We start from the raw sequence: 24,347 nt of genomic DNA, 5'->3' as shown, positions 1-24,347 counted from the left end.
ACTATATCCCTATTCCAAGAAATTATGGCTTAGAAAACCCAAATATACAACCTTGAAAAAATACCCAACTGTCAGATCTAGTCTAAACTTTTACAGATTAGCATTATTTTCCGGTTCCAATCTTATTCATCCAGCATATCCATTAACTGCAACATACCCAGATTGGATGCACGCATTATATTGGCTTCGCGGTATTTGCCGAGCTGATATTTTTTTGTTACGTATTTGTCTCTATATGTCGTAGATATCCAAACTGTGCCTACAGGTTTTTCTTCTGTACCACCATCAGGACCTGCGATGCCGGTAGTCGCTATCGAGCAATCCACATTCAGGGCTTTCTGTGCACCTAGTGCCATTTCTGTAGCTACGGCTTCGCTTACTGCACCGAATTGCTTTAACGATTCTTGCGACACATGCAGTATATTTATTTTCTCCTCGTTGGCATACGATACTACCGAGCCTTTGAAGTAGTGGGAGGAACCTGCCTCAGATGTAATCAGGTGAGCTATATTTCCACCTGTACAACTTTCTGCTGTACCGAGTGTAAGCCCTTTTTCGAACAGGCGTTCTCCTAATGTTTTTTCGATGCTTATGTCCTTGTCAGCTATAATAGCATTGCCTAGCAATCCATGCAATTTTTTTACTTGCTCATCCAGTTCTGCCTGACGATGCTCGCCTCTTACAAAAAGACGAAGCCTAACCATTCCCGGAGAGGGAAGGTAAGCCAGTCCGAAACCTTCGGGCAGATTATCTTCAAAGTCAGCAATGTGTATTGCCAGTGCCGATTCGCCGTAACCTCTGACTGTGAGTACACTTTTCAGATAGGCTTCGGTAGTGTATCTCTCCTGCAAGCGTGGTAATATTTCGTTTTCCATCACATAGCGCATTTCGTAAGGCACACCGGGCATCGATACCAGAACTTTCCCTTTGTGGTCGAACCATGTAACAGGAGCCGTACCTACTCTGTTTTGTATCACTGTGCAGTCTTTAGGCACATACGCCTGATTGTATGTAAGCTCATTTATAGGGGTAGAATGTGGAAAAACATTCTTTATATTTTCGAGTACCGATTCATCGAATATCATCGTTGTGCCAAAATATTCGCAAAGGGTTTTCTTCGTTATGTCGTCTTTCGTAGGGCCAAGTCCGCCTGTCATCAGTACAACGTCTACCCGTCCGAAGACATCGTCTATCGTGTTTTTTATTTGTGAGGCATCATCACCTATCGATTGCATTTCTTCTACTTCATATCCGGCCAGAGTAAGTTTGTGGGCTATCCATGCCGAATTGGTATCCACAATCTGGCCGATAAGTATTTCATCGCCGATTGTCACTATTGCTGCTTTCATACTGCTTCGTTGAATTTAGTTTATGAAGCTGCAAATTTACAAAATAAGGTAATCATTTTGTCTTTAATCCGGTATATTCTTTTAAGATGAATAGCTTGTTTAAAAACCCGTTACCAGTAGCCTTCGGGCTGCATTGATTCCGCATTTCTGATATTGATTGTATGCTGCTGCTGCTGCTTCACGTACGGCAGCATCTGTTCCGCCGTTTATGTAGGTGCGTACGGCATCATGCACAGTGTAGGCTTCGGCGCTCATCAGGTGTGTCGACCATACCAATGGTTTAGCTTTTGCCGATCTAAGGTAAGGGGTAAAGTATTGTTTGCTGGCACAGGCAATGATAATGGCATCGCGTTGTTTGCCGTCTTTGTTTTGATATGTATTAGCCAGTTTGAAGTCCATCAGACCATTGTGTCCCACATACGATACCAGTTTGGCATTTCCACTGATACCGATTACGGTTTTGCCTACCATGATGGTGTCTTTCTTGCTGCCGGCACACGATTCCAGAAAGTCTATCGTACAATCACTGATATATTTGCCGTCATAGGCATCTGCCACCAGATAGTAATTCTTCGTTTTGTGTTTGAATACGATGCGTTCCAGAATAACATCATCGGCTTTGTATCGTCTGACCTCTTTCCAGTCGGCGCTTTTCCTGAACATGGTGCGCATACCGTATCCGCACCCCCAGTACAGGTTTGTATGAGGGTCTTGCCCGTTGCCGATACCTTTGGGTACTTTCACTATACCCTGATATTGATTGTCGCAAAGGGCTACCATGATGTGGATTGTCTCAGCTTGTTGTGCCGACAATTGAAATGTGAAAAATAAGGATACGAGAGTAATTAATAATTTTTTCAGCATGCTTCTGTTACTTTTTTAAGGTTATTAATATCGCTTCGATATTAATAGAGAAAGTAAAAGCTGAAATTCCATAAATATTGAGTGAAATTATTTTATTCAATAACCATTCTGCCGAAAATATCTGACTTAACTTCCTTTTTATTCCCCTTTTCATCTTCGATGATTGTCCTGCCGAAGATATCTTTTTTCACTTTTACTTTATTTCCGTCTTCGTCTTTAAGGATGATATCCCCGAAAATGTCTTTTTCTACGGTTCTTTTCTTACCGTCCTTATCTTCGATAATAGTTTTTCCCGAAAAATCTTTTTTGATCTTTATTTCTTTTCCGTCTTTATCTTTCACAACAGTAGCTCCGAAGATATCTTTTTCTGCTGCTATTTCATTTCCCCTTTCATCTTTTATGGTGACTCCGAATGCGCCTTTCTTTACTTTCGTCTTTTCATTACGGTCTCCGGATATAAGTTCATCCAGATTGTATTCTTCTATAATCTTTTTCTGCTGTTCTTCCTCAGATTCTTTTGTGCTTTGAACCACAGTATTCTGTTCCTTTGTGTTATTATACCTGATATTGGCAATATTGCGAGGCGACGATATAGTACAGCTACTATTTAATACCGATAATATGACTAATACAATAGTCGAATAAATGTATTGTTTCATAGCAGTAAGCATTAATTGTTAAACAAATAGCGTTGTACGAGGTTCATAAATATTTTCTTCTCGGAGCCTTGCTGTTTCATCATTGTATTCCATACATTTTGTGAATAAGTGAGCTTATTTCCGTTACTGTCTTCGTATATCATCTCGTCGAATATATTTTTCGTCAGAGAAGCTTTTTCGTTCTGATTATTAGTGAATTGCTGGTAGCCAAATATATCCACTTTATATTCTTCCTTGTAGTTTTTCAGATTCCGGCACAGATTCATCATCCATGAGAAGATTTTTGTATCATCGTTCTCGAATCTGTCCATCATATAGTCCCAGTATTCCTTCGAATATTTTATTTCGTTGTTGTTATTATCGCTAAATGTCCAGGCATCGAAAATATCTTTTTTCAAAGAAGCCTTACCATTGTTGTTTTCCTCGTATTGTAAATAACCGAATATATCCCTGCTTATTTTATTCTTTTGTCCCTTGTCGTTCTCAATAATGGTATTGTCAAAAATATCTTTGCCTATTGTGGTCTTATTTCCCTTATTGTCTTCTATAACCGTATTGCCAAAAATGTCTTTCTTAATCGTTTTTTTATTTCCCTTATTGTCTTCTATGATTGTATTATCGAAAATGTCTTTCTTGATAGTCTTCTTATTCCCCTTATTATCTTCTATGATGGTATTACCAAAGATGTCTTCTTTGATCGTTTTCTTATTCCCCTTATTGTCTTCTATGATGGTATTACCAAAGATGTCTTCTTTGATCGTTTTTTTATTTCCCTTATTGTCTTCTATGATTGTATTGTCGAAAATGTCTTTCTTGATAGTCTTCTTATTCCCCTTATTATCCTCTATGATGGTATTACCAAAGATGTCTTCTTTGATTGTTTTCTTATTCCCCTTATTGTCTTCTATGATAGTGTTGCCAAATATATCCTTTTTTATAGTGGTTTTATTACCCTTGTCATCTGTGATGATAGTATTGCCGAAAATATCTTTTTCAACTTTTTGTTTATCCCCTTGTGAATATATGCATAAGGAAAATGCGACAAGCAGCGAGAGTGCAAGAAAACGTTTCATAGGCATTATTATTAAAGACTGATGTTGAACTATAATAATGTGACCAAAGATAATTATAAAAGTTTAATCGGGTTTCACTTTATTTTTTTTAGCGCTTCCATTCTTTGCAATAGGGTAGGGTGCGAGTAATGGAAAAATACGTATAATGGGTCTGGATTGAGATTGCTTAAAGATTTTACCGAAAGCTTTTTCAGCCCATTGATAAGAGGTGCAGCCAAACTGAAACCGGCGGCATAAGCATCAGCTTGATATTCATTTTTGCGACTATGCACACTCGAAAATATTCCGATTATCAGTGATATAGGGGTAAACAGGATAGAAAAGGCAATCATTCCCAGATGGAATGAAGGCTCCTGACCACCCAATGCCGTTGCGATCTCCTGATTGTCGAGGAACCACGACAGTAAAAACAGGATAACACCTGTGTACAGAATGGATACAAACATGCCCTGCAAGGTGTGTTTTTTCTTGTAGTGACCTATTTCGTGAGCCAGTACAGCTACTATTTCATCTGTGTCGAGGTCATTGATGAGGGTGTCGAACAATACGATACGTTTCTTTGCTCCGAATCCGGTGAAGTAAGCATTCGCTTTTGACGAACGTTTCGAAGCATCCATCACATAAATATTGTTCAGTCCGAATCCGGCTTTCGATGCAAAGGCTTCAATTGCATCGCGCAATTCTCCGGCTTCCAACGGTGTTTGTTTATTGAATAAGGGAACGATGATATTAGAATAGAACAAGGTCATAAAGAGCGAAAACAATGTAACAGCTCCCCATGCATATAACCATGCGTACTCACCCAGCGTTTCGTATAACCAGACAATCAATGCGAGTATGCCTCCTCCCAAGATGATGGTGAGAAATAATCCTTTCAGCTGGTCGAGCCAGAATGTTGCTTTGGTCGATTTGTTGAATCCGAATCGTTCCTCAATTACAAAGGTAGCGTAGTAATCGAGTGGCAGGGATATTATTTCGTTGATAACGTAGATGATACCGAAGAAAGACAAGGTGAGTATTATCTCATTGTCAATATATTTTCTTAATTCTTCATCAAGCCATCCAAACAATCCCAATGATAAGGCTATAAGCAGAATTGCAAATGAGACCAGGCTTGTGTAAAGACCGAAACGGCTATTGACTTTCTGATAAGCCTGTTGCTTGGCATAGTCTTCTTTGTCGTATATTCCTTCCAGTTGAGACGGAATGTCTGGACTCATTCGTCTGCGGTTGCGGTAAGAAAGGTATTGCAACCAGACGAAATCGATGACTGTTATGAGAAGAATAGCTATGAGATAAATTGACATATTTTAGATTGTATTTTCTGTGTTGTTAAGGAGATCTACATCACTACCCTCGAAAACGGTGCGGCATCCATCGGACAAAAATCTCCATCGTGATACTTAAAATAGCCTGTCATAGCTATCATAGCAGCATTATCGGTAGTATAACCGAATGGGGGGATAAATACTTTCCATCCGAAACGTTTGGCGTGATCTTCAAAAGCATTACGAAGCCCCGAATTGGCAGATACACCACCTGCTACGGCAACTTCCTTTATATCGAGGTCTTTAGCTGCACGACGTAGCTTATCCATCAGCACTTCTATAATGGTTTTCTGTAACGAAGCACACAGGTCTTCCTTATTCTTCTCTATAAAATCGGGATCTTTTTTCAACTCGTCACGCAACAGGTAAAGAAAAGATGTTTTCAGTCCGCTAAAGCTATAGTCATAGCCCTGTATATGAGGTTTATTCAGTTTGAACCTGTCCGGATTTCCCTCTTTAGCCAACCGGTCTACTACAGGCCCTCCGGGATACCCCAGTCCCATTACTTTAGCGCATTTGTCGAAAGCCTCTCCGGCTGCATCATCTATCGTTTGTCCGATGATCTCCATATCTTTGTACGACTTTACCAGAATAATCTGCGAATTGCCACCCGATACGAGCAGGCAAAGGAACGGAAATTTGGGTTGATTGTCGTCCGACTCATTTTCTTTTATAAAGTGTGCCAAAACATGTGCGTGCAAATGGTTTACATCTACCATCGGTATATTCAGCGCAGAGGACAGACCTTTGGCAAACGATGTGCCTACCAGCAGTGAACCCATCAGTCCGGGTCCGCGCGTGAATGCAATGGCTGTAATGTCTTTTTTGTCGACACCTGCTTTTTTCAACGCCTGATCTACTACCGGAATTATGTTTTGCTGATGTGCGCGCGAAGCCAGTTCGGGCACTACACCGCCGTAGTTTTCATGTACCTTCTGGCTCGATATGATGTTTGATAAAAGTATGCCGTCTCTGATTACGGCAGCGGCTGTGTCGTCGCACGAAGATTCTATACCTAATATGGTTGTCATCGATTATTATTTTGAAGTATAAACGCCTCAGTAGCTATATTGTTTGGTCTCATAAATCAAATAAAACGCGGATATTCGCGTTTATATTTAGACTACAAAAGCGGTACAAAATTAGGAAATATAAACTATCTTCGCAAAGAAGTATTCTTAAAAGGAAATAAATGATGCATATGAAACATATAACTTATCTGTTGGTTTTTATCACTTTGTCTATCGTGGGTTGCTCAGGAACTGTAAAAAGTGATAACAATACACAACAGGAAACCTCAACTATAATCAGATTCGATAAAGATATATTTAACTATCTGCAACAACCTGATTCTGTAAAAGAATCGACATTGAAAGCAGAATATCCCTTGCTGCTGCCTGCTTTCGGGCGTATAGCTATGGATAATAGTGATCCGGTGACTTTCTTTCCGTCGCTTCGGGAATATTTTTCCCATCCTATGTTGATGCAGATATATAAAGATGCTCTGAAAACATTTGACGATATATCAACTTATGAGCAGGAAATAGCAGCAGCCAACGCGCTTATTGCTGAAAACCTTTCCGGCAGGAAATTACCACAATTGGCAATGCACGTATCGGGTTTCAGGGAAAATGTGATTATACTAAACAATCTTATCTCTATCTCTACCGATAAATATCTTGGAAACGAATATGTCGCTTACAGGGATTTCTTCCAGCCATACGAGCGTCAGCAGATGCAACCGAAATACATTGTGCGCGATTATGTAAAAGCATGGTTGCTAAGCGATGTGATAAAATCAGAAGAAGAAGGACAGACATTACTGTCGGCAATGGTAAACGAAGGTAAAGTTCTATATGCCTTATCTGTACTATTCCCCGAAAAAGATGTTACAGATCTTATCGGATATACTGCTGCCCAAAATGATTGGTGTAAGCTGAATGAAAAGTCTGTGTGGCAGGGGATTGTAAAGCAGAATCAGTTGTATTCTACCGATCATATGATTGTAACCCGATTCATCAATAATGCCCCATACACAGCCACTGTGTCGAAGGAATCGCCGGGTAGGGTAGGATGCTGGGTTGGCTGGCAGATAGTGAACCAGTATGCTAAAAAGAAAGGCTTTAGCCTACAGGATATTATAGATGCTGATGCACAAACTATATTGAAAGAAGCTAAGTATAATCCGTAAGTATAGAAACTTTAACTAAAAAAGTTATTAACAGCCGCCTGTTCAAAACTAAAATAGCTATTACGTGTTATTTCTTTTATCTTTGATTCTGAATTTAAAAAGGTAGGAGAAAACAGAAGGATGGCGGACGCAAATAATAAGAATCAGGGGAGACGTAAATCAAAGGAAACCAACTTAATACCCGATATCGGAAAGGTACAGCCTCAGGCTCGTGAGCTGGAGGAAGCTGTATTGGGAGCGCTTATGCTCGAAAAGGATGCATATTCACTTGTCAGCGATATACTGAAACCAGATAGCTTTTACGATTCCATTCATCAGACCATATATAGAGCTATTGTAGATCTGGCAGTTCGTCAGGCTCCGATAGATATGCTCACCGTTGTAGAACAACTCAAGAAAGATGGTGAGCTCGAAGCAGTGGGTGGCCCTGTATATGTAGCGCAGTTGACCGAAAAGGTCGCCTCAGCCGCTCATATCGAATTTCATGCACGCATTATAGCCCAGAAATATCTGGCACGCGAACTTATCTCTTTCTCTTCTCTGGTTACTAATAAAGCTTTCGATGAAACATCGGATGTAGATGACCTGATGCAGGAGGCCGAAAGTAAGCTGTTCGAGATATCGCAAGGAAATGTAAAGAAAGATGTTACCCAGATAAATCCGGTAATCAAAGAAGCTCTTAATCTCCTTGAAATCGCAGCTAACCGTCCTGAAGGGCTAAGTGGTTTGCAGACAGGATTTATGGCATTGGATAAGATAACATCGGGCTGGCAAAATTCAGACCTTGTAATTATAGCAGCACGTCCGGCGATGGGAAAAACCGCATTTGTACTCTCTATGGCAAAGAATATGGCTGTGTCTTACAATTACCCTGTAGCCTTGTTCTCGCTCGAGATGTCGAATGTGCAGTTAGTGAATCGTCTGATCGTGAACACTTGCGAGATACCTGGTGAAAAAATAAAGAACGGACAGCTTGCCCCTTACGAATGGGAGCAGCTCGACTTCAAAATAAAGGAGCTTTACGATGCTCCACTGTTTATAGACGATACTCCGAGCCTCTCGGTATTCGAACTTCGTACCAAAGCACGCCGTCTTGTGCGTGAACATGGTATAAAGATGATTATTATCGACTACCTTCAGTTGATGAATGCAAGCGGTATGCACTATGGTAGCCGCGAGCAGGAGGTGAGTATGATCTCACGTTCGCTTAAAGGACTTGCCAAAGAATTGAATATACCTATTATTGCCCTGTCGCAGCTCAATCGTGGGGTGGAAGGACGTACCGGAGCAGAGGGGAAACGACCTCAGCTATCCGACCTTCGTGAGTCGGGAGCTATAGAACAGGATGCCGACATGGTGTGCTTTATTCACCGTCCCGAATACTATAAGATATTTGAAGATGATAAAGGTAACTCACTGATCGGACTAGCCGAAATCATTATAGCCAAGCACCGTAACGGGGCTACAGGTGATGTGCTCTTACGTTTCAAAAGTGAATTTGCCCGTTTCCAGAATATAGACGATGATTATAATTTTGGCGCAGGTCAGCCATTCACATCTAAAATCAGTAGCAGCAGCGTTCCGGAAAGCACCGGAACAGGCTTTCAGCCTATGCAGGGAGGTGGTAACGATTTTGTTCCATTCTGATCAGACAATTCTTTTTAATCATAGATATATCAGTTGCCACGACTTTTCATTAAGGTCGTGGTTTTTTATTTATGCAGATAAGGTCTTTTTTCTGCTATAAAAAAACAAGGACTGATCTATCTAAAGACCAGTCCTTATTATAATATAGTTTAAGTTTTATTTGGTTTCAACTACCATGTCTTTATTCTTCTTCTCTCTTTTGAAGATAGCCCATGCTATCGGAGTAGCAACGAATACTGACGAATATGTACCGATGAAGATACCGATAAAGATAGCGAACGTAAAGCTACGGATTGTGTCACCACCCAACAGGAAGATACAGAATACTACGAGCATCGAGCTTATTGATGTATTCAATGTACGGCCTAATGTAGAGTTGAGGGCTTCATTAATCGTTTCTGTAATATTACGCTTCGGATACATATTTTTGATTTCACGGATACGGTCGAAGATCACAACCTTGTCGTTGATCGAATAACCTACTACCGTAAGTACCGCTGCTATAAACGATTGGTCTATTTCCATCGAGAACGGCATGATCTTGTACAACAGTGAGTAAAGTATAATAACCATTATCGCGTCATGTGCTACAGCGATCAGCGTACCCAATGAGAACGCAATGTCGCGGAAACGTAACAGGATATACAATGCCATACACACAATCGCAATCAGTACGGCGATTGTTGCAGCTGATTTCAGGTCGTCGGCAACACTTGGTCCTACACGCTGGGAACTCAGGATGTAGTTGTCAATAGATGTTCCGGCAGGCAGGAATCCTTTAGCTGCAAGTGCACTGGTCATTTTAGCTCTGATTTCAGCTTCTACGGCATCTGTCGCTTCTTCTACCTTATAGTTGGTAGTGATGCGTACCTGGCTTGTAGTAGAAGACTGGCTTGCCGATCCACTGGTAAGTACAAGTACTGTAGAACCTTCAAATTCAGGAATCAATACTTTCTCTACATCATCAGCATTAACCTTATTTTCGAAACGTACGATATAGTTACGTCCACCGGTAAAGTCGATACCACCATTCAGTCCGTTGATGAACAATGAAGCTGCTCCGGCTAGTATCAATACGGCAGTTACAATAACAATATGTTTAGTAAGTCCCAGGAAGTTGATATGGGTTTCTCTGAATATTTTCTTCGAGATAGGTGTAACGAATGTAAGATTTCTAAGTCTACCTTTATCGAACATATATTCATAGAAAATACGCGTAAGGAATACGTTAGTGATGAACGATGCAATGATACCGATGATCAGAGTTGTTGCAAAACCCTGTATCGGTCCTGTACCGAAGTATGCCAATATGATAGCAGTAATAACCTGCGATGCGTGTCCGTCGAATATAGCGGAGAAAGCATGTCTGTAACCGTCTACTACGGCTGTTTTCACATTCTTACCGGCTCTGAGTTCTTCTTTTGTCCTTTCATATACAAGTACGTTAGCATCTACAGCCAGTGCCAGTGCCAACACGAGACCCGTTATACCCGGTAGTGTCATTACCGCGCCGAAGGCTGCTAATATACCAATAGTAAAGAATAAGTTGATAAGCAGGGCTGTATTTGCAATCATACCCGGTATAAATCCATATACCAGACAGATATACAACATTAGGATTACAAGAGCAAGAATGAATGAAGCTATACCTGCATTGATAGCCTCCTGACCCAGTGATGGACCCACTACGTCTTCCTGTACAATGTGTACACCGGCTTTCATCTTACCCGATTTCAATACGTTCTCCAGGTCTTTCGCATCTTCTACAGTGAAACGTCCCGAAATTTGTGAACGTCCGCCTTCGATCTTGTCATTTACATTCGGAGCCGAATATACGTGTCCGTCCAGTACGATAGCTATTGCACGTCCTTTTTCAGCACCTGTGATTGTAGCCCAACGCTGAGCACCAGTAGAGTTCATTTGCATATCTACTACCCATGCTGCGCCGTGTTGTCCCTGATCGGCTTTAGCCGAGATCACAACATCTCCGTCAAGTGCCGGACCTCTTTTAGTTCCGTCACCGCGAAGAGAATACAATGCAAAATATGTTTCTTTCGGATCTTCTGCTTTAAAGCCCCAGGCAAATTTCAGGTCGCCCGGATAAAGATCTTTATATTTGTTCAGAATGGCATTTACTGCCGCTGTATCATTTCTGTTTACCTGTCCGACAATAGCTCCATCATAAGGCATTCTTTGGATCAGTTGATCAAGTGGTTTGGTAAATCCAAGACTTGAATTATCTGCAACTGCTGTTGCTAAGGCCAGCGAGTCTGTTGTAGCAACACTCGTTGAGTCTGCTGTAGCATTTCCACTTGCATTGTTAGCCAGAGCTTCTCTCGAGCGCTCTGTCAGCATGCTGAAATATCCTTGAATCTCAGAACTGTTACTGTTATAAGTCTTCCAGAATTCGAGGTTTGCGCTACCTTGTAATAGTTTTCTTACACGATCCGGTTCTTTAATACCCGGAAGCTCGATGAGGATGCGTTCTGCACGGTCAAGCTTTTGAATGTTCGGAGCTACTACTCCGAAGCGGTCGATACGTGTACGCAGTACATTGAACGAGTTGTCTGCAACACTCTGCAATTCGGCTCTCAATACCGATATTACTTTGTCGTCTTTGTCAGTAGCAGTTATCTGATCTCTGAGCTTGGTACTGAATACTCCGGCAAGTTTATCATTACCGTTAGCTGCCTTAAACTTGTTGACAAATATGGTGATATAGTCACTGTTACTTCCCTTGTAGTTTTCGTCGGAAGCTTCTTTCAACGCGTTGTTGAAAGCTTCATTGTCGGGGTCACCCAACGAGCGGAGAACTGCTGCCGCATCTACTTCTACGATTACACTCATACCTCCTTTAAGGTCAAGTCCCAGTCCGATTTCTCTTTCGCGACAAGCTTTCAGGGTATATCCCATGTCGTCGGTGAAGTTTAACCAGACTTTTTCTGTAGACATTGAATCGAGGTAACGTGTGTACTCTCTGTTATACAATTCGTCGTACAATGATTGATTGTCTTTTGCATTAGCCGAAGCGTAAGCTGTAGCGATTTTCTCAGCTTTAGAGTCGTAACTTCTGGTGACAAATGTAAAAGACAAATAGAATAAACATACCAATGTAAGGAGAATGGAAAATGTTATTACAAAGCCTTTGTTTTGCATCTTAGATTTTACTTTTGTTATTTATATATTGTTTTCTATTTCATTCATAATAAATAAAATACGTATATATCCAGTGCCCGCTTTCCTTAAGATGAGGCTAAACTGAGACATATACACACTTTAAGGCGTGCAAATATAATCTTTTATTCTTTACAAAACACAATAAAATATAAAGAAAATATGTTTCTGATACGCCAATACACTAATATGCCAATGTGCCACTATTATTGAAAATATGATAATGAGTATTCATTGAACCGTCGGCAAATTGGTATATTAGTCGGTCTATTTATTATCCTTGTTTTCTTATCTCAGCCCTTTTTATTTTTCCGCTGATTGTTTTCGGCAATTCGTCCACAAATTCAATGATGCGCGGATATTTATATGGTGCTGTTACCTGTTTTACATGGTTTTGTATCTCATGTTTCAGATGATCGTCAGCTCTATTCTTATAAGAGGCTGCCAGCACAATAGTCGCTTTTACTACCTGTCCCCTTATCTCGTCGGGAACGCCTGTTACCGCACATTCTACAACAGCCGGATGTGTCATCAGTGCACTCTCTACCTCGAATGGGCCGATGCGGTAGCCAGAACTTTTTATAACATCGTCGCTACGCCCTACAAACCAGTAATAGCCGCTTTCGTCACGCCATGCCATATCGCCGGTGTGATATACATTATCGTGATATACCTGTTTGGTCAATGCCTCATCCCGGTAATATCCCATGAATAAACCTAACGGCATCCAACGGTCTGTCTTTATGACAACTTCGCCTACTTCTCCGTCCTCAACCGATCGCCCGTCAGCAGCTATCAGATCCATGTCATAAGCAGGATTAGGCACGCCCATCGAACCCGGTTTGGGTTCCATCCAAGGGAAGGTAATGATGGTCGGAGTGGTTTCTGTTTGCCCGAACGCTTCCATCATTTTTATACCTGTAGCTTCGTAGAAAGCGTTGAATACCGATGGATTAAGCGCTTCGCCGGCAGTGGTTGCGTATTTGAGTGATGACAGGTCGAACTGTGACAAATCTTCCCGTATCATAAAGCGAAAAACAGTAGGTGGAGCACAAAACGAAGTCACGTGATAGTCTTGTATAACCTGTAGCATCGCATGAGGTGTAAATTTCTCGTGATCGTAGACCATAACGGCTGCTCCTGCTATCCATTGTCCGTATAGTTTTCCCCATACGGCTTTTGCCCAACCTGTGTCAGCAACGGTAAGGTGCAGGCTGTCTTCGTTCAGATTGTGCCAGTATTTGGCAGTCACTATATGTCCTAGCGGGTATGCGAAATTGTGGATCACCATTTTGGGCTCACCTGTGGTTCCCGATGTGAAATATAATAAGGATATATCGTTGTTGTTGTTTACATGTTGCGGTCTCGTAAAAGGGTTGGCATCTTTTATTCCCTGATCGAAATTGAGCCAGCCTTCGGGAGTTACATCGCCACACATAATACGGTATTTTACCGATGGAGATTCTGCCATCGCATCGTTTACATGCTGTATCACTATTTCGTCGTTGACACTGACGATAGCTTTTATGTCAGCAGCATTGTTGCGATACACAATGTCTTTTTTTGTGAGCAGATGTGTTGCGGGAATAGCTATTGCACCGATCTTGTGCAGACCGATAACAGCAAACCAAAACTCGTAGCGGCGTTTGAGTACGAGCATTACCATGTCGCCTTTACCTATACCCAGCGATTGGAAAAATGATGCGGCACGATCGCTTTGTTCCTTTATGTCTGCAAAAGTGAAATCGATGTGCTCACCCTGATCGTTAACCCAGCAGATAGCTCTTTTAGCAGGGTTTATTCTTGCCCATTCATCTACCACATCGTAACCAAAATTGAAATTGTCGGGAATGTTTACGTGATAATTTTTTGCAAAATCCTCAGTGGAAGTGAATTGTGATTTGTTTATGAATTTCTCTAACATGATCTTGTTAGTTATATAATATTGTAAGTTTTAGAGTTACGGATAAAGAGTGTCATGTAGTTAAAGGACAACTACAATCAGGCGTACCTTTTTGTTGTCAAGTGCTTTCATGCCATGTGGCAGGCTCGAATCGAAATAGATGCTGTCGCCTTCCTCCATGATAAGGTCTTTACCATTTATCTGTAACAGCATACGCCCTTCGAGCACCATGTTGAATTCCTGTCCTGCATGCGAACTGTGATGTATCGCACTGTTTTCTTCTTTAGGCTCAACAGTCACCTCAAACACCTCAGCTTTACGGTTGTTGAAGCCTCCTGCCAATGTCTGGTAATTATAGGCTTCTACACGATTTACGGCAAGTCCTTTACCTTTACGGGTAAGGAAATAGCTGCTCATACGCGGTTCGTCGGCAAACATCAGTACCGATACGTCTATATTGTGTACAGATGCTATTCCTTTCAGCATGCTGATAGTAAGGTCTTGTTCCCCCGATTCGTATTTCAGGTATTCTTCCGATGGTATATTGCAGGATGCGGCAAAAGCTTCGGGAGTCATATCCAGTGCTTCACGCAGCCCTTTGAGGCGTTGGCCTATTTGTTTTATATCTTCACTCATAATTATATTATTGTTTAAAGATTAATCCATTGCGGGTTTTTCTTTTTTCGGTGCCGGTGGTGTCATTACTTGTAGTATAGCCTTCGGTACAGTACTTTTCAGCTCCAGTAATTCTCCTGATGACGGATGTTTCAGTACAAGTTCGCGTACATGCAGGGCGATACGTTTTGCCGGATTGGTTTTCGCTCCGTATTTCTTATCACCGGCTATTGGATGTCCTATCGATTGCATTTGCACTCGTAGCTGATTTTTGCGGCGGGTTTTCAGTTCGAAATCCATCAGAGTGTATCGTCCGGTCGATTTTACTGTTTTATAATCGGTTACAGATTCCAGTCCACCATTATCGAATGCGGACGACATCATTACAAAGTTTTTATTCTCGGTCAGCCATGATTTAACGCTGCCTTTTGCCGGACTTGGTTTCCCTTCTACAACACCTGCGTATATATTTGCTTTCACCAGATTGTCCCAGTTTTTCTGGAATATCTCCTGCAATTCTGCGCTTCTGGCAAATACAAGTAGTCCGGAGACCTCCCTGTCGAGGCGTTGAACGACAAAAATACGGCTGTTTTTATCTTTTTTCTTTACATATTCGTTGAGTATGCTGTATGCTGTATTTATCTTTTCTCTGTCTGTGGATACAGATAGCAGGCCAGATTCCTTGTCTATGATGATCAGGTCTTTGTCTTCGTAGACAATCTTCATGCCTTTAAGTCTTTTCTCCTTGCGGGACTGATCGAATTTCATGACAGAGACCTTATCTCCGGCTTTCAGTTCGAGATTATATTGAGTGGCAATCCTGCCGTTTACCTTTATTTGTTTGTGTGCCAGCAATGACTTTATTGCATTGCGGCTTTTGCGTACCTGTTTCTCGATCAGGAATTCCAATAGCTCGCACGGTTGGGTTGCTTTTAAATCCTGCAACACAGTATCTCTTGGGGAAGTATTTCTCATTTATCTTTCTATGATAGTGTAATAAAAAACCGAGGCAAAGGTAAGCGTTTTTATTTTATGGGGATAATGGTGCGACTTGATAAAATGAGAGTAATAATAAAAAAGTATAAATCAGATGCTAATTACCGGACGATTCAGGTGCGGGATCACTTGATATTCTGAATAATCTTTTAGTATTGTTCTTTATTGACTTCAATCTCTTTGTGTCTAATGAATCCAGCATATTTATATAATTATTATCCAAAGTAGTTGTTATTATTTCCTCTTTATCATCTACGATAAATGAATGTGTAAAGCTGTATGTTGCTTTTGATAGATATATTTGGTCATCGTGGCGAGAAAAGCTAATGGAAGAATTCATTTTTAGTAGTCGGTATTTCATTTTTCTGAGCCATATATTTCTGTATTGGGAGTTTTCTATGCGATTTTCTATAGATTCGGCAAAGGCGGAAACTATAGTTGTATCGGATGCATTTATATAATATGTGTTTTTTATTGGTGAATTCGAATTTTTATCTGGATATGCTTCTAATTTGATAAGTGTATTGTTTTCGGCAGGTGATATGGTTACATACCTGTTATCGAAATTACTGGTTATTTTTTGAATGTGAAATTCACTTATGCCTGTGTCGTCTTGCAATATTTTTGACTTAGCGCTGTCGCCGAGTGTGTTAACATGCTTAATATCGATTAACCAGAAACTGAATGGTATCTCATCCTTTTTGGGTTGTCGCTTTTTGTGTAGAGCAGCATACTTGAAATAAAAATCTCTTTTCTCCTTTGTCCTCTGTTCCGATTCTGTAATGTGGGTTATGTATGATAGATATTTATTTGTCAGCATCTTACTCTTCGTGTTGTAGATCGCCTTCTCTACAAGCCGTTTAGCTGCATCTGCATTTATTTCGACAGGGGCTAGCGACACCGGTTCCAAAGTGAGTTCTACTACAGGTTGCTTTTTCAGAGCCAATGGTAATATTGTCGTTTTCTCATAACCCAAACATTGTATCTGAATCGGTTGATTTGCTGTTTCCGGTATCCAGAACAATCCTTTTGTATTCGATGTGGTGGTTTCAGTTTTACCTGTTCCGTATATTATAACTGCGCCATGTACAGGGCGTTTGTCGTAGCTGTCGATAATAGTACCCTGAATCTTATTCTGAGAGTACAGGGATGTAGTACAGGTAATTATAAGTAAAGTAAGCAGGCTGCGTTTCATGGTGTTACTTTCATTGATGTTTCGTATATGTGAAGATAACTTTTAATTTATTATCCGTATATTCTTTTCTGCATTTTTGTTATAATATGAAGCATAGTATTTAAATAAAAAAGAAGATTTCCTCTTTATCATTTTATTTTTACTAATTTTGCACCCTGAAATTTGAACGATATTTCTAACTATTAAATATTGAAAATGAAAGCATTTGTATTTCCGGGTCAGGGGGCTCAGTTTGTAGGAATGGGTAAAGACCTGTACGAAACGTCTTCCGTAGCAAAAGAAATGTTTGAAAAAGCAAACGAAATTCTTGGATTCCGTATTACAGACCTTATGTTTGCAGGTACTGACGAGGACCTTCGCCAGACTAAAGTAACTCAGCCTGCTATTTTTCTTCACTCTGTGATATTAGCAAAAACAATGGGCGAAGACTTTAAGCCGGATATGGTTGCAGGTCACTCTCTAGGCGAATTTTCCGCTTTGGTGGCTGCTGACGCTCTGTCATTCGAAGATGGGCTGAAACTAGTATATAAACGCGCTTTGGCAATGCAGAAAGCATGTGAAATGAATCCGTCTACAATGGCTGCCGTACTAGGCCTGGCTGATGCTAAAGTAGAAGAAATATGTGCATCTATTACCGATGAAATAGTAGTGCCGGCTAACTATAACTGCCCGGGGCAGGTAGTGATATCGGGTACTAATGCCGGTATAGAAAAAGCTTGCGAGTTGTTGCTTGCAGCAGGTGCAAAACGTGCATTGAAACTAAAAGTAGGTGGTGCATTCCACTCTCCGCTGATGGAGCCTGCAAAAGTGGAACTCTCCGCTGCAATTGATACTACAGATATAAAAGCACCTTTGTGCCCTGTATATCAGAATGTATCTACAGTGGGTGAAACTGATCCGGCTACAATAAAAGCAAACCTTATAGCTCAACTAACTGCTCCTGTGAAATGGACACAGTCTGTAGAACACATGGTGGCAAACGGTGCTACTGAGTTTGTAGAACTCGGACCGGGTAATGTGCTGCAAGGGTTGGTAAAGAAGATAGCCTCCGAAGTAGAGACTAGCGGAAAACAATAAAAAACTAATTATGAGTTATGAATATTTTCTAAATAGATCTATTCATAACTCATAATTTATAACTTATAATTACAAAAAAACTATGGCATTCTTTTCTGGGAATAAGCAGGCTGATGATCAGGCTGAAACGGCAAAAAATATTTTTCTGTTCGAACTGGTACAAAAGAATATTCTGGTAACCGGAGCTAACGGGCAGTTGGGCAGCGAGATAAGAAGAATCTCTGCCGGTCATGAGGATAATTTTCGTTTCTTCTTCACCGATGTGGCAGAGCTGGATATTACCGATGCAAAAGCCATAGATGCCTTTGTAAAAGAGAATGAGATAAAGTACATTGTCAACTGCGCAGCCTATACTGCTGTAGACAGGGCAGAGGACGATGTAGATCTTTGTTATAAAATAAATCGCGATGCGGCAGTTAATCTGGGTATTGCTGCAACGAATAACGGAGCGAAAGTAATTCATGTTTCTACAGACTATGTATATGACGGTACAGCGACAAAGCCTTATGTAGAGACTGATGCCGTAAATCCGCAATCAGTGTACGGTAAATCGAAAGAACTGGGTGAAAGAGGGCTTATGAATGCCTGTCCCGATAGCATAATTATCCGTACAGCATGGTTGTATTCCATATTCGGGAACAATTTTGTGAAAACAATGATGAAATACGGCAGAGAACGCGATGAACTCAATGTAGTTGCCGATCAGACCGGAACACCGACTAATGCTGCCGATCTGGCAGAAGCCATTGTTAAAATACTGGATTTCAGTGAAACGAAAGAGTTTAAGCCCGGTATCTACCACTATTCCAACGAAGGAGTTACTACATGGTATGATTTTACGCTACAGATACATAAAGATGCAGGAATTGCCTGTAGAGTGAATCCTATAACTACCGACCAATATCCGACTAAAGCTACACGACCACAGTATAGCGTATTGGATAAAACGAAAATAAAAGCTGTATTTGGACTTTCTATACCAAAATGGGAGAATAGCCTGAACATTTGTATCAAAGAATTGTTAACTAATAATAACGGTTGATAAAAAATGTTTCGAGCCTGAAGGCTTATTAATTATATCCATATAATATTGCTTTACTTACTAAAATGAAAAAGGTAAATCTATTCGGTTTTATCCTGCTTTCGGTAGTCCTTTTCTCTTGCGGAAACAAACAAGTCAAAGATGTACAACCACAACTCAGTTCGCTGAATGTCGAATTGCAGGAAACAGCTTTGAGTACCAAGCTCAAAGATATTGATCTTACACGTCTGCCCCGACTTACTCCGGAGGAATATGACCGCTTGCAACTGGCTAGAGTTAAAGATCTTGGGGGCTATGATCTCAGCGACCTTACTATGGGGGAGATTCTATTCACAAACGATCAGGGTAAGATACTAACCATAAAAGTGATAACTGACGGAGAAATTACAGAATATCTGTTGAGCTATGATAAGGATGGTAATCTGCTGGATAATCTGTTGGTTGCCTATGAAGATATGGTGGAATATTACAGCGAAGTGTCTTCAAAGATAAATTCGAATAAAATAATCGTTCAGACGGTAAACTTCACATACGGAGACGAGGATGGAAGCAATGCAGAGAAATCAGATACTGCATTCACAAATTACCAGATAACTCCCGAACTCAGGATTGTAAACGATTGATAAGTATTTATAATATACGCGGAGGCTTCCTGGAAAAGGAAGCCTTTTTTCTTTTTATTAGAAAAATAATTTTAACTTTTATCGGCGGCTATGCAGCTAAAAGCTTTTTTATTTCATCATGTATGAAGATGTTTATCTATATGGAGGCTAATAGAGATTAGCTTTTCAGTTAATAACCAACGGTCACAGGAGCGTAGCGTATGTAATAAAAACGGTGAAAGTTGTAATCTTTGTAAGGTTTTAGTTAAAATGTAGCGTGTTAGCTCGTAGGGGTGAACCCATGTGTTCGCCCGTAGATCGGATAAATAAGAAAATTCTAAGCTAGCAGGCTGGTATACTAAAGACTCGTAAACTTGTACAACTTTGTAAGCTTTTAGTTAAAATTATTACAGGCAAAGGCACATTAAGCCAGAAAGGAATAAAACAAAAGAATTTACTATATATAATAGTTTGCCGGTGCCAATAACTGTTTATCGTTAACTGTAAAACATCTTATTTATTGAGATACCTAAGTATGCGACAGTTTCGGGCAGGTACTTTTCGCTTTTTTTACTACTTTTGCAACTCATAAGAAAGTAATCAATGAACGAACTGGAACAAGAGATACATAAGAGGCGTACATTTGCCATCATCAGCCATCCCGATGCAGGGAAAACAACCCTGACCGAAAAATTGTTATTATTTGGGGGAGCAATCCATGTAGCTGGAGCTGTAAAGTCGAATAAAATAAAAAAGACAGCCACATCGGACTGGATGGAGATAGAGAAACAACGTGGAATATCTGTTGCGACCTCTGTTATGGGATTCGAGTACGACGGCTACAAGATAAATATACTGGATACACCCGGACACCAGGATTTTGCTGAAGATACATATCGGACTCTTACGGCTGTCGACAGTGTTATTATCGTAGTCGATTCGGCTAAAGGTGTAGAAGCCCAGACGCGCAAACTGATGGAGGTTTGCCGTATGAGACATACTCCGGTAATGATATTCGTCAATAAGATGGACAGGGATGGAAAAGACCCGTTCGATTTGTTGGACGAACTCGAAGAGGAGCTGCAAATAAATGTAAGGCCATTGAGTTGGCCGATAGATAGCGGACAACGTTTCCGAGGCGTGTACAATATTTTTCAGGAAAAACTCGATCTGTACACTCCCAGTAAGCAGACGGTAACCGAGTCTATCGGATTTAAGGATATAAATCATCCCGATCTGGAAAAGCATATCGGGGACAAACTTGCTGCTAAACTAAGGGAAGATATCGAGCTGATAGAAGGGGTATATCCCGATTTGGATTTGGATGTATATCTGAAAGGGCAGATAGCTCCCGTATTTTTCGGTTCAGCTTTGAATAATTTCGGAGTGAAGGAGTTACTCGACTGCTTTGTGCAGATAGCGCCGTCGCCTCGTCCGATAGAAGCGGTAGAGCGCGTTGTCGATCCGGAGGAATCGGCATTTACAGGCTTTATATTCAAGATACACGCCAATATGGATCCTAATCACCGTTCGTGTATCGCCTTTGTAAAAATATGCTCCGGTAAATTTGAGCGGAATGTCAACTATAAACATATGCGCCTCAACAGGGCTATGAAATTTTCATCTCCTACGGCATTTATGGCACAGAAGAAAGAAACAGTAGATGAAGCTTATGCAGGAGATATTGTTGGTTTGCCCGATACCGGAAATTTTAAGATAGGAGATACACTTACCTCTGGTGAGGATTTGCACTTCAAAGGGTTGCCTAGTTTCTCTCCTGAGATGTTCAAGTATATAGAGAATGCCGATCCGATGAAGGCCAAGCAGTTGCAGAAAGGTATTGACCAATTGATGGATGAAGGTGTAGCCCAGTTGTTTACCAATCAGTTCAACGGGCGTAAGATCATCGGTACGGTCGGTCAGCTTCAGTTCGAGGTTATTCAGTATCGTCTGTTACACGAGTACGGAGCACAATGCCGGTGGGAAACCATCAACTTGTATAAGGCCTGTTGGATAGAAAGTGACAACGCACAACAACTTGCCGACTTCAAGAAGCGAAAAGCTCAGTATATGGCTCTGGACAAAGAGGGCAGGGATGTGTTCCTGGCCGATTCGAATTACGTATTGATGATGGCACAGCAGGATTTTAAAGATATTAAGTTCCACTTTACATCCGAATTTTAAAATGACTAAAATAAAAGTAGTTATAAATGAGGAGTACGGAGGGCTCAGGAAGTTTATAGAAAGACTTCCATTGTCTTTCCTGCAATCGGGAGAGGTCGTCTATTCAGGCAGAAATCTGATAAAGATATTTGATATAGATGGTTTGAAACTGAATGTAAAATCATTTAAGAAACCATTGTGGATCAATCAGGTAATGTATGCTACATTTCGTAAATCGAAAGCCGAGCGTTCTTACCGATATGCCTATATAATAAAAGAGCGAGGTTTTCATACGCCCGATCCGGTGGCTTATATGGAACTGAAGCAATATTATTTGCTTAAATATAGTTTGTACATATCTATACATGAAGAATTTGATGGTATGATGAGGGAATTGCAATATGGTACTTTGGCAGGACGTGAAGATTTTTTGCGTCAGTTTGCTCTGTACACCGCTTCCCTGCATGAAAAGCAAATCCTTCACTTAGACTATTCCTCCGGAAATATATTATATAAGAAAAATGGTGACCAGTATATATTTTATCTGGTAGACCTGAATAGAATGAAATTTGACAAGCCGATAAGTCTCGATGCAGCTTGTTTCAATTTCAGACGTTTGTGGGGAAGTGATGAAATGATAAGCTTCATCGTAAAAGAATATGCCCAAGCCAGAAAATTTGATGAAGCAACCTGCTTGGAAAGGACATTTGAATATCGGAAGAAATTTTGGGACAGTTTTACTAAACAATATCCCGGGGCGACGCCTTATCACGGATAAAAAAAGTTCTATGAGAATTGGTTTTGATGCGAAACGAGCCGTGTCTAATTTTACGGGATTAGGTAATTACAGCCGATTTGTAATATCTAATCTGATGACGTATTATCCGGACAATATATATAAACTGTTTATTCCGAAGTTGCCTGAAGGCACGGATATGGATAACAGCCAGAGCGAAGATATATATTCTCTGAAAAATACTCATAAGCCATTTTGGCGAACTATGGGAATAGTGAAAGATATAAAGAAAGAGCATATTGATTTATATCACGGGCTGAGCAACGAACTGCCTTTCAGAATTAATCATTCGGGAGTAAAAAGTATTGTGACTATACATGACCTGATTTTTCTCAAATACCCGGAGTTTTACTCGATGGTAGACAGGATGATATACAATACGAAAGCAAAATATGCCTGCAGAGTTGCCGACAAAATTATAGCAGTGAGCGAGTGTACCAAGAGAGATATCGTAGAGCATTACCACATAGATCCGTCCAAGATAGAAGTTGTATATCAGGGCTGTTTCCCTGTATTCAAAGAGCGGGCTACTGCTATGAAGAAAGAAGAGGTAAAGCGCAAATATGATCTTCCCGAAAATTATCTCCTGTCTTTGGGCAGTATAGAGGAGCGAAAAAATATCCTGCTGATAGTAAAGGCTCTGAAACAAGTTCCCGATATTCATTTTGTAGCTATTGGTAAAAGAAAAGAATATGCGGATAAAGTGATTCAGTATGCAGTCGAAAATGGCTTGTCCGATCGCGTACATTTGATCAGTAAAGTGCCGCTGACCGACCTTCCGGCTATATTACAGATGGCGCGTATATTTATATACCCATCATTGTACGAAGGTTTTGGTATTCCTATCATCGAAGCATTAAACTCGGGAGTTCCCGTAATTGGAGCTACAGGCTCCTGTCTGGAAGAGTCCGGCGGCCCCGATTCCGTGTATATTGATCCTGCAAACGAAAACGAGTTAGTCTTTCAGATAAACCGCTTACTGTCAGATGCTGAAATAGGTCGGCATATGGTCGAAAAAGGATTTGAATACGTTAAGCAATTTTCAGATGATAAGTGTACACGTTCGTTAATGACAGTATATGAAGAACTATTAACGTGATGATAATAAATAAAAGCCTATCGGATCCGATAGGCTTTTATTACATTGTTAAATAAGCAAGTATTCAGTAAATTAGAAGTTTATAGATTCCTGTGCTCTTACTTTAGCAATTTCTTTATCAGCCTTTTCCTGAGCTTTTATTTTTGCTTTCTCGGCTTTCTCTTTTGCTTTAGCAATAGCCTTATCTCCGTCTCGACGGGCTTTTTCAGCACCTTTTCTGGTGTCTTCTTCCATTTTTTGCTTAGCTTTTTCAGCAGATTTTTTCGTGTCTTCTTCTACTTTCTTTTTAGCTTTTTCAATTTCATTTTGCATCTTATTGTCCGCATCGGCGGCTTCCTTAGCTGCTTTAGCTTTTATGCTTTCAATTTTTGCAGCTGTTCTTTCACTGATAACGATGTCTTGTGCTTGTGTAGAAGCGGTCATAGCTATTGCTGCCAGCATAACCAGACTAATAAATAATTTTTTCATAAAACTTTCTGTATTAAGTGTTTAATTCTCTATTTGTTTTGTGCGATATTTCGTTGATTGAAAATCGGTCAAAGGTAAATAATATATGTATAAATGTTATGTATTT

19 protein-coding genes and 1 pseudogene are annotated in these 24,347 nt (G+C 40.5%); 8 read left to right on the top strand and 12 right to left on the bottom strand.

Annotation, left to right across the window (positions count from 1 at the left end):
* Positions 1–122: 122 nt before the first annotated feature.
* The 6 genes and pseudogenes from M2448_RS12460 to tsaD form a co-directional block, all read right to left on the bottom strand.
* The gene (locus M2448_RS12460; protein WP_280646165.1) at positions 123–1,349 is read right to left on the bottom strand and encodes a CinA family nicotinamide mononucleotide deamidase-related protein; all 1,227 of its coding nucleotides are present in this window, start codon (positions 1,347–1,349) and stop codon (positions 123–125) included.
* 99 nt (positions 1,350–1,448) lie between these two features.
* Positions 1,449–2,213 carry a hypothetical protein gene (locus tag M2448_RS12455; RefSeq protein WP_280646166.1) on the bottom strand — a complete coding sequence of 255 codons (765 nt, stop codon included), beginning with the start codon at positions 2,211–2,213 and terminating at the stop codon, positions 1,449–1,451.
* Positions 2,214–2,305: 92 nt separating this feature from the next.
* The gene (locus M2448_RS12450; protein ID WP_280646167.1) at positions 2,306–2,872 is read right to left on the bottom strand and encodes a hypothetical protein; all 567 of its coding nucleotides are present in this window, start codon (positions 2,870–2,872) and stop codon (positions 2,306–2,308) included.
* 479 nt (positions 2,873–3,351) lie between these two features.
* Positions 3,352–3,888, bottom strand: a pseudogene (locus M2448_RS12445) (hypothetical protein); the annotation flags it as partial.
* Between the two features lie 131 nt (positions 3,889–4,019).
* Positions 4,020–5,252 (bottom strand): M48 family metallopeptidase, encoded by a 1,233-nt coding sequence (locus M2448_RS12440; RefSeq protein ID WP_280646168.1) that lies wholly within the window; start codon positions 5,250–5,252, stop codon positions 4,020–4,022.
* A 35-nt stretch (positions 5,253–5,287) separates the two neighbouring features.
* Positions 5,288–6,304 (bottom strand): tRNA (adenosine(37)-N6)-threonylcarbamoyltransferase complex transferase subunit TsaD, encoded by a 1,017-nt coding sequence (gene tsaD, locus M2448_RS12435; protein ID WP_280646169.1) that lies wholly within the window; start codon positions 6,302–6,304, stop codon positions 5,288–5,290.
* Between the two features lie 170 nt (positions 6,305–6,474).
* Here tsaD and M2448_RS12430 point away from each other — a divergent pair, with 170 nt between their 5' ends.
* The gene (locus M2448_RS12430) at positions 6,475–7,464 is read left to right on the top strand and encodes a DUF2268 domain-containing putative Zn-dependent protease (RefSeq protein ID WP_280646170.1); all 990 of its coding nucleotides are present in this window, start codon (positions 6,475–6,477) and stop codon (positions 7,462–7,464) included.
* 120 nt (positions 7,465–7,584) lie between these two features.
* Positions 7,585–9,111 (top strand): replicative DNA helicase, encoded by a 1,527-nt coding sequence (gene dnaB / locus M2448_RS12425; RefSeq protein ID WP_280646171.1) that lies wholly within the window; start codon positions 7,585–7,587, stop codon positions 9,109–9,111.
* A 156-nt stretch (positions 9,112–9,267) separates the two neighbouring features.
* Here dnaB and secDF read toward each other — a convergent pair whose 3' ends face one another.
* From secDF to M2448_RS12400, 5 genes are all read right to left on the bottom strand, one after another.
* Positions 9,268–12,267 (bottom strand): protein translocase subunit SecDF, encoded by a 3,000-nt coding sequence (gene secDF, locus M2448_RS12420; RefSeq protein WP_280646172.1) that lies wholly within the window; start codon positions 12,265–12,267, stop codon positions 9,268–9,270.
* 292 nt (positions 12,268–12,559) lie between these two features.
* Positions 12,560–14,209: an AMP-binding protein gene (locus M2448_RS12415; RefSeq protein ID WP_280646173.1), complete on the bottom strand. Its 1,650-nt coding sequence runs from the start codon at positions 14,207–14,209 to the stop codon at positions 12,560–12,562.
* 60 nt (positions 14,210–14,269) lie between these two features.
* The gene (locus M2448_RS12410; protein ID WP_280646174.1) at positions 14,270–14,824 is read right to left on the bottom strand and encodes an XRE family transcriptional regulator; all 555 of its coding nucleotides are present in this window, start codon (positions 14,822–14,824) and stop codon (positions 14,270–14,272) included.
* Between the two features lie 21 nt (positions 14,825–14,845).
* The gene (locus M2448_RS12405; RefSeq protein WP_280646175.1) at positions 14,846–15,778 is read right to left on the bottom strand and encodes an RluA family pseudouridine synthase; all 933 of its coding nucleotides are present in this window, start codon (positions 15,776–15,778) and stop codon (positions 14,846–14,848) included.
* 118 nt (positions 15,779–15,896) lie between these two features.
* Positions 15,897–16,994: a carboxypeptidase-like regulatory domain-containing protein gene (locus M2448_RS12400; RefSeq protein ID WP_280646176.1), complete on the bottom strand. Its 1,098-nt coding sequence runs from the start codon at positions 16,992–16,994 to the stop codon at positions 15,897–15,899.
* Between the two features lie 195 nt (positions 16,995–17,189).
* Here M2448_RS12400 and fabD point away from each other — a divergent pair, with 195 nt between their 5' ends.
* From fabD to M2448_RS12370, 6 genes are all read left to right on the top strand, one after another.
* Entirely contained in the window at positions 17,190–18,071 is an 882-nt protein-coding gene (gene fabD / locus M2448_RS12395) for an ACP S-malonyltransferase (RefSeq protein WP_280646177.1), read from the top strand.
* 82 nt (positions 18,072–18,153) lie between these two features.
* Entirely contained in the window at positions 18,154–19,113 is a 960-nt protein-coding gene (rfbD, locus tag M2448_RS12390; RefSeq protein WP_280646178.1) for a dTDP-4-dehydrorhamnose reductase, read from the top strand.
* A 65-nt stretch (positions 19,114–19,178) separates the two neighbouring features.
* The gene (locus tag M2448_RS12385; RefSeq protein WP_280646179.1) at positions 19,179–19,736 is read left to right on the top strand and encodes a hypothetical protein; all 558 of its coding nucleotides are present in this window, start codon (positions 19,179–19,181) and stop codon (positions 19,734–19,736) included.
* A 582-nt stretch (positions 19,737–20,318) separates the two neighbouring features.
* Positions 20,319–21,899 carry a peptide chain release factor 3 gene (locus tag M2448_RS12380; protein WP_280646180.1) on the top strand — a complete coding sequence of 527 codons (1,581 nt, stop codon included), beginning with the start codon at positions 20,319–20,321 and terminating at the stop codon, positions 21,897–21,899.
* 1 nt (position 21,900) lies between these two features.
* Positions 21,901–22,656, top strand: coding sequence for a lipopolysaccharide kinase InaA family protein (locus M2448_RS12375; protein WP_280646181.1), 756 nt, complete (start codon positions 21,901–21,903; stop codon positions 22,654–22,656).
* Between the two features lie 10 nt (positions 22,657–22,666).
* Positions 22,667–23,773, top strand: coding sequence for a glycosyltransferase family 1 protein (locus tag M2448_RS12370; RefSeq protein ID WP_280646182.1), 1,107 nt, complete (start codon positions 22,667–22,669; stop codon positions 23,771–23,773).
* Between the two features lie 72 nt (positions 23,774–23,845).
* Here M2448_RS12370 and M2448_RS12365 read toward each other — a convergent pair whose 3' ends face one another.
* Complete coding sequence (locus tag M2448_RS12365; RefSeq protein ID WP_280646183.1) at positions 23,846–24,241, bottom strand: hypothetical protein; 396 nt, start codon at positions 24,239–24,241, stop codon at positions 23,846–23,848.
* Between the last annotated feature and the right edge of the window lie 106 nt (positions 24,242–24,347).

The sequence above is a fragment of the Dysgonomonas sp. PF1-14 genome, from assembly GCF_029892965.1.
Taxonomy (GTDB): Bacteria; Bacteroidota; Bacteroidia; order Bacteroidales; family Dysgonomonadaceae; genus Dysgonomonas.
The sequence above is the reverse complement of the archived record's forward strand: the minus strand, read 5'-3'. Positions and strand labels throughout refer to the sequence as shown.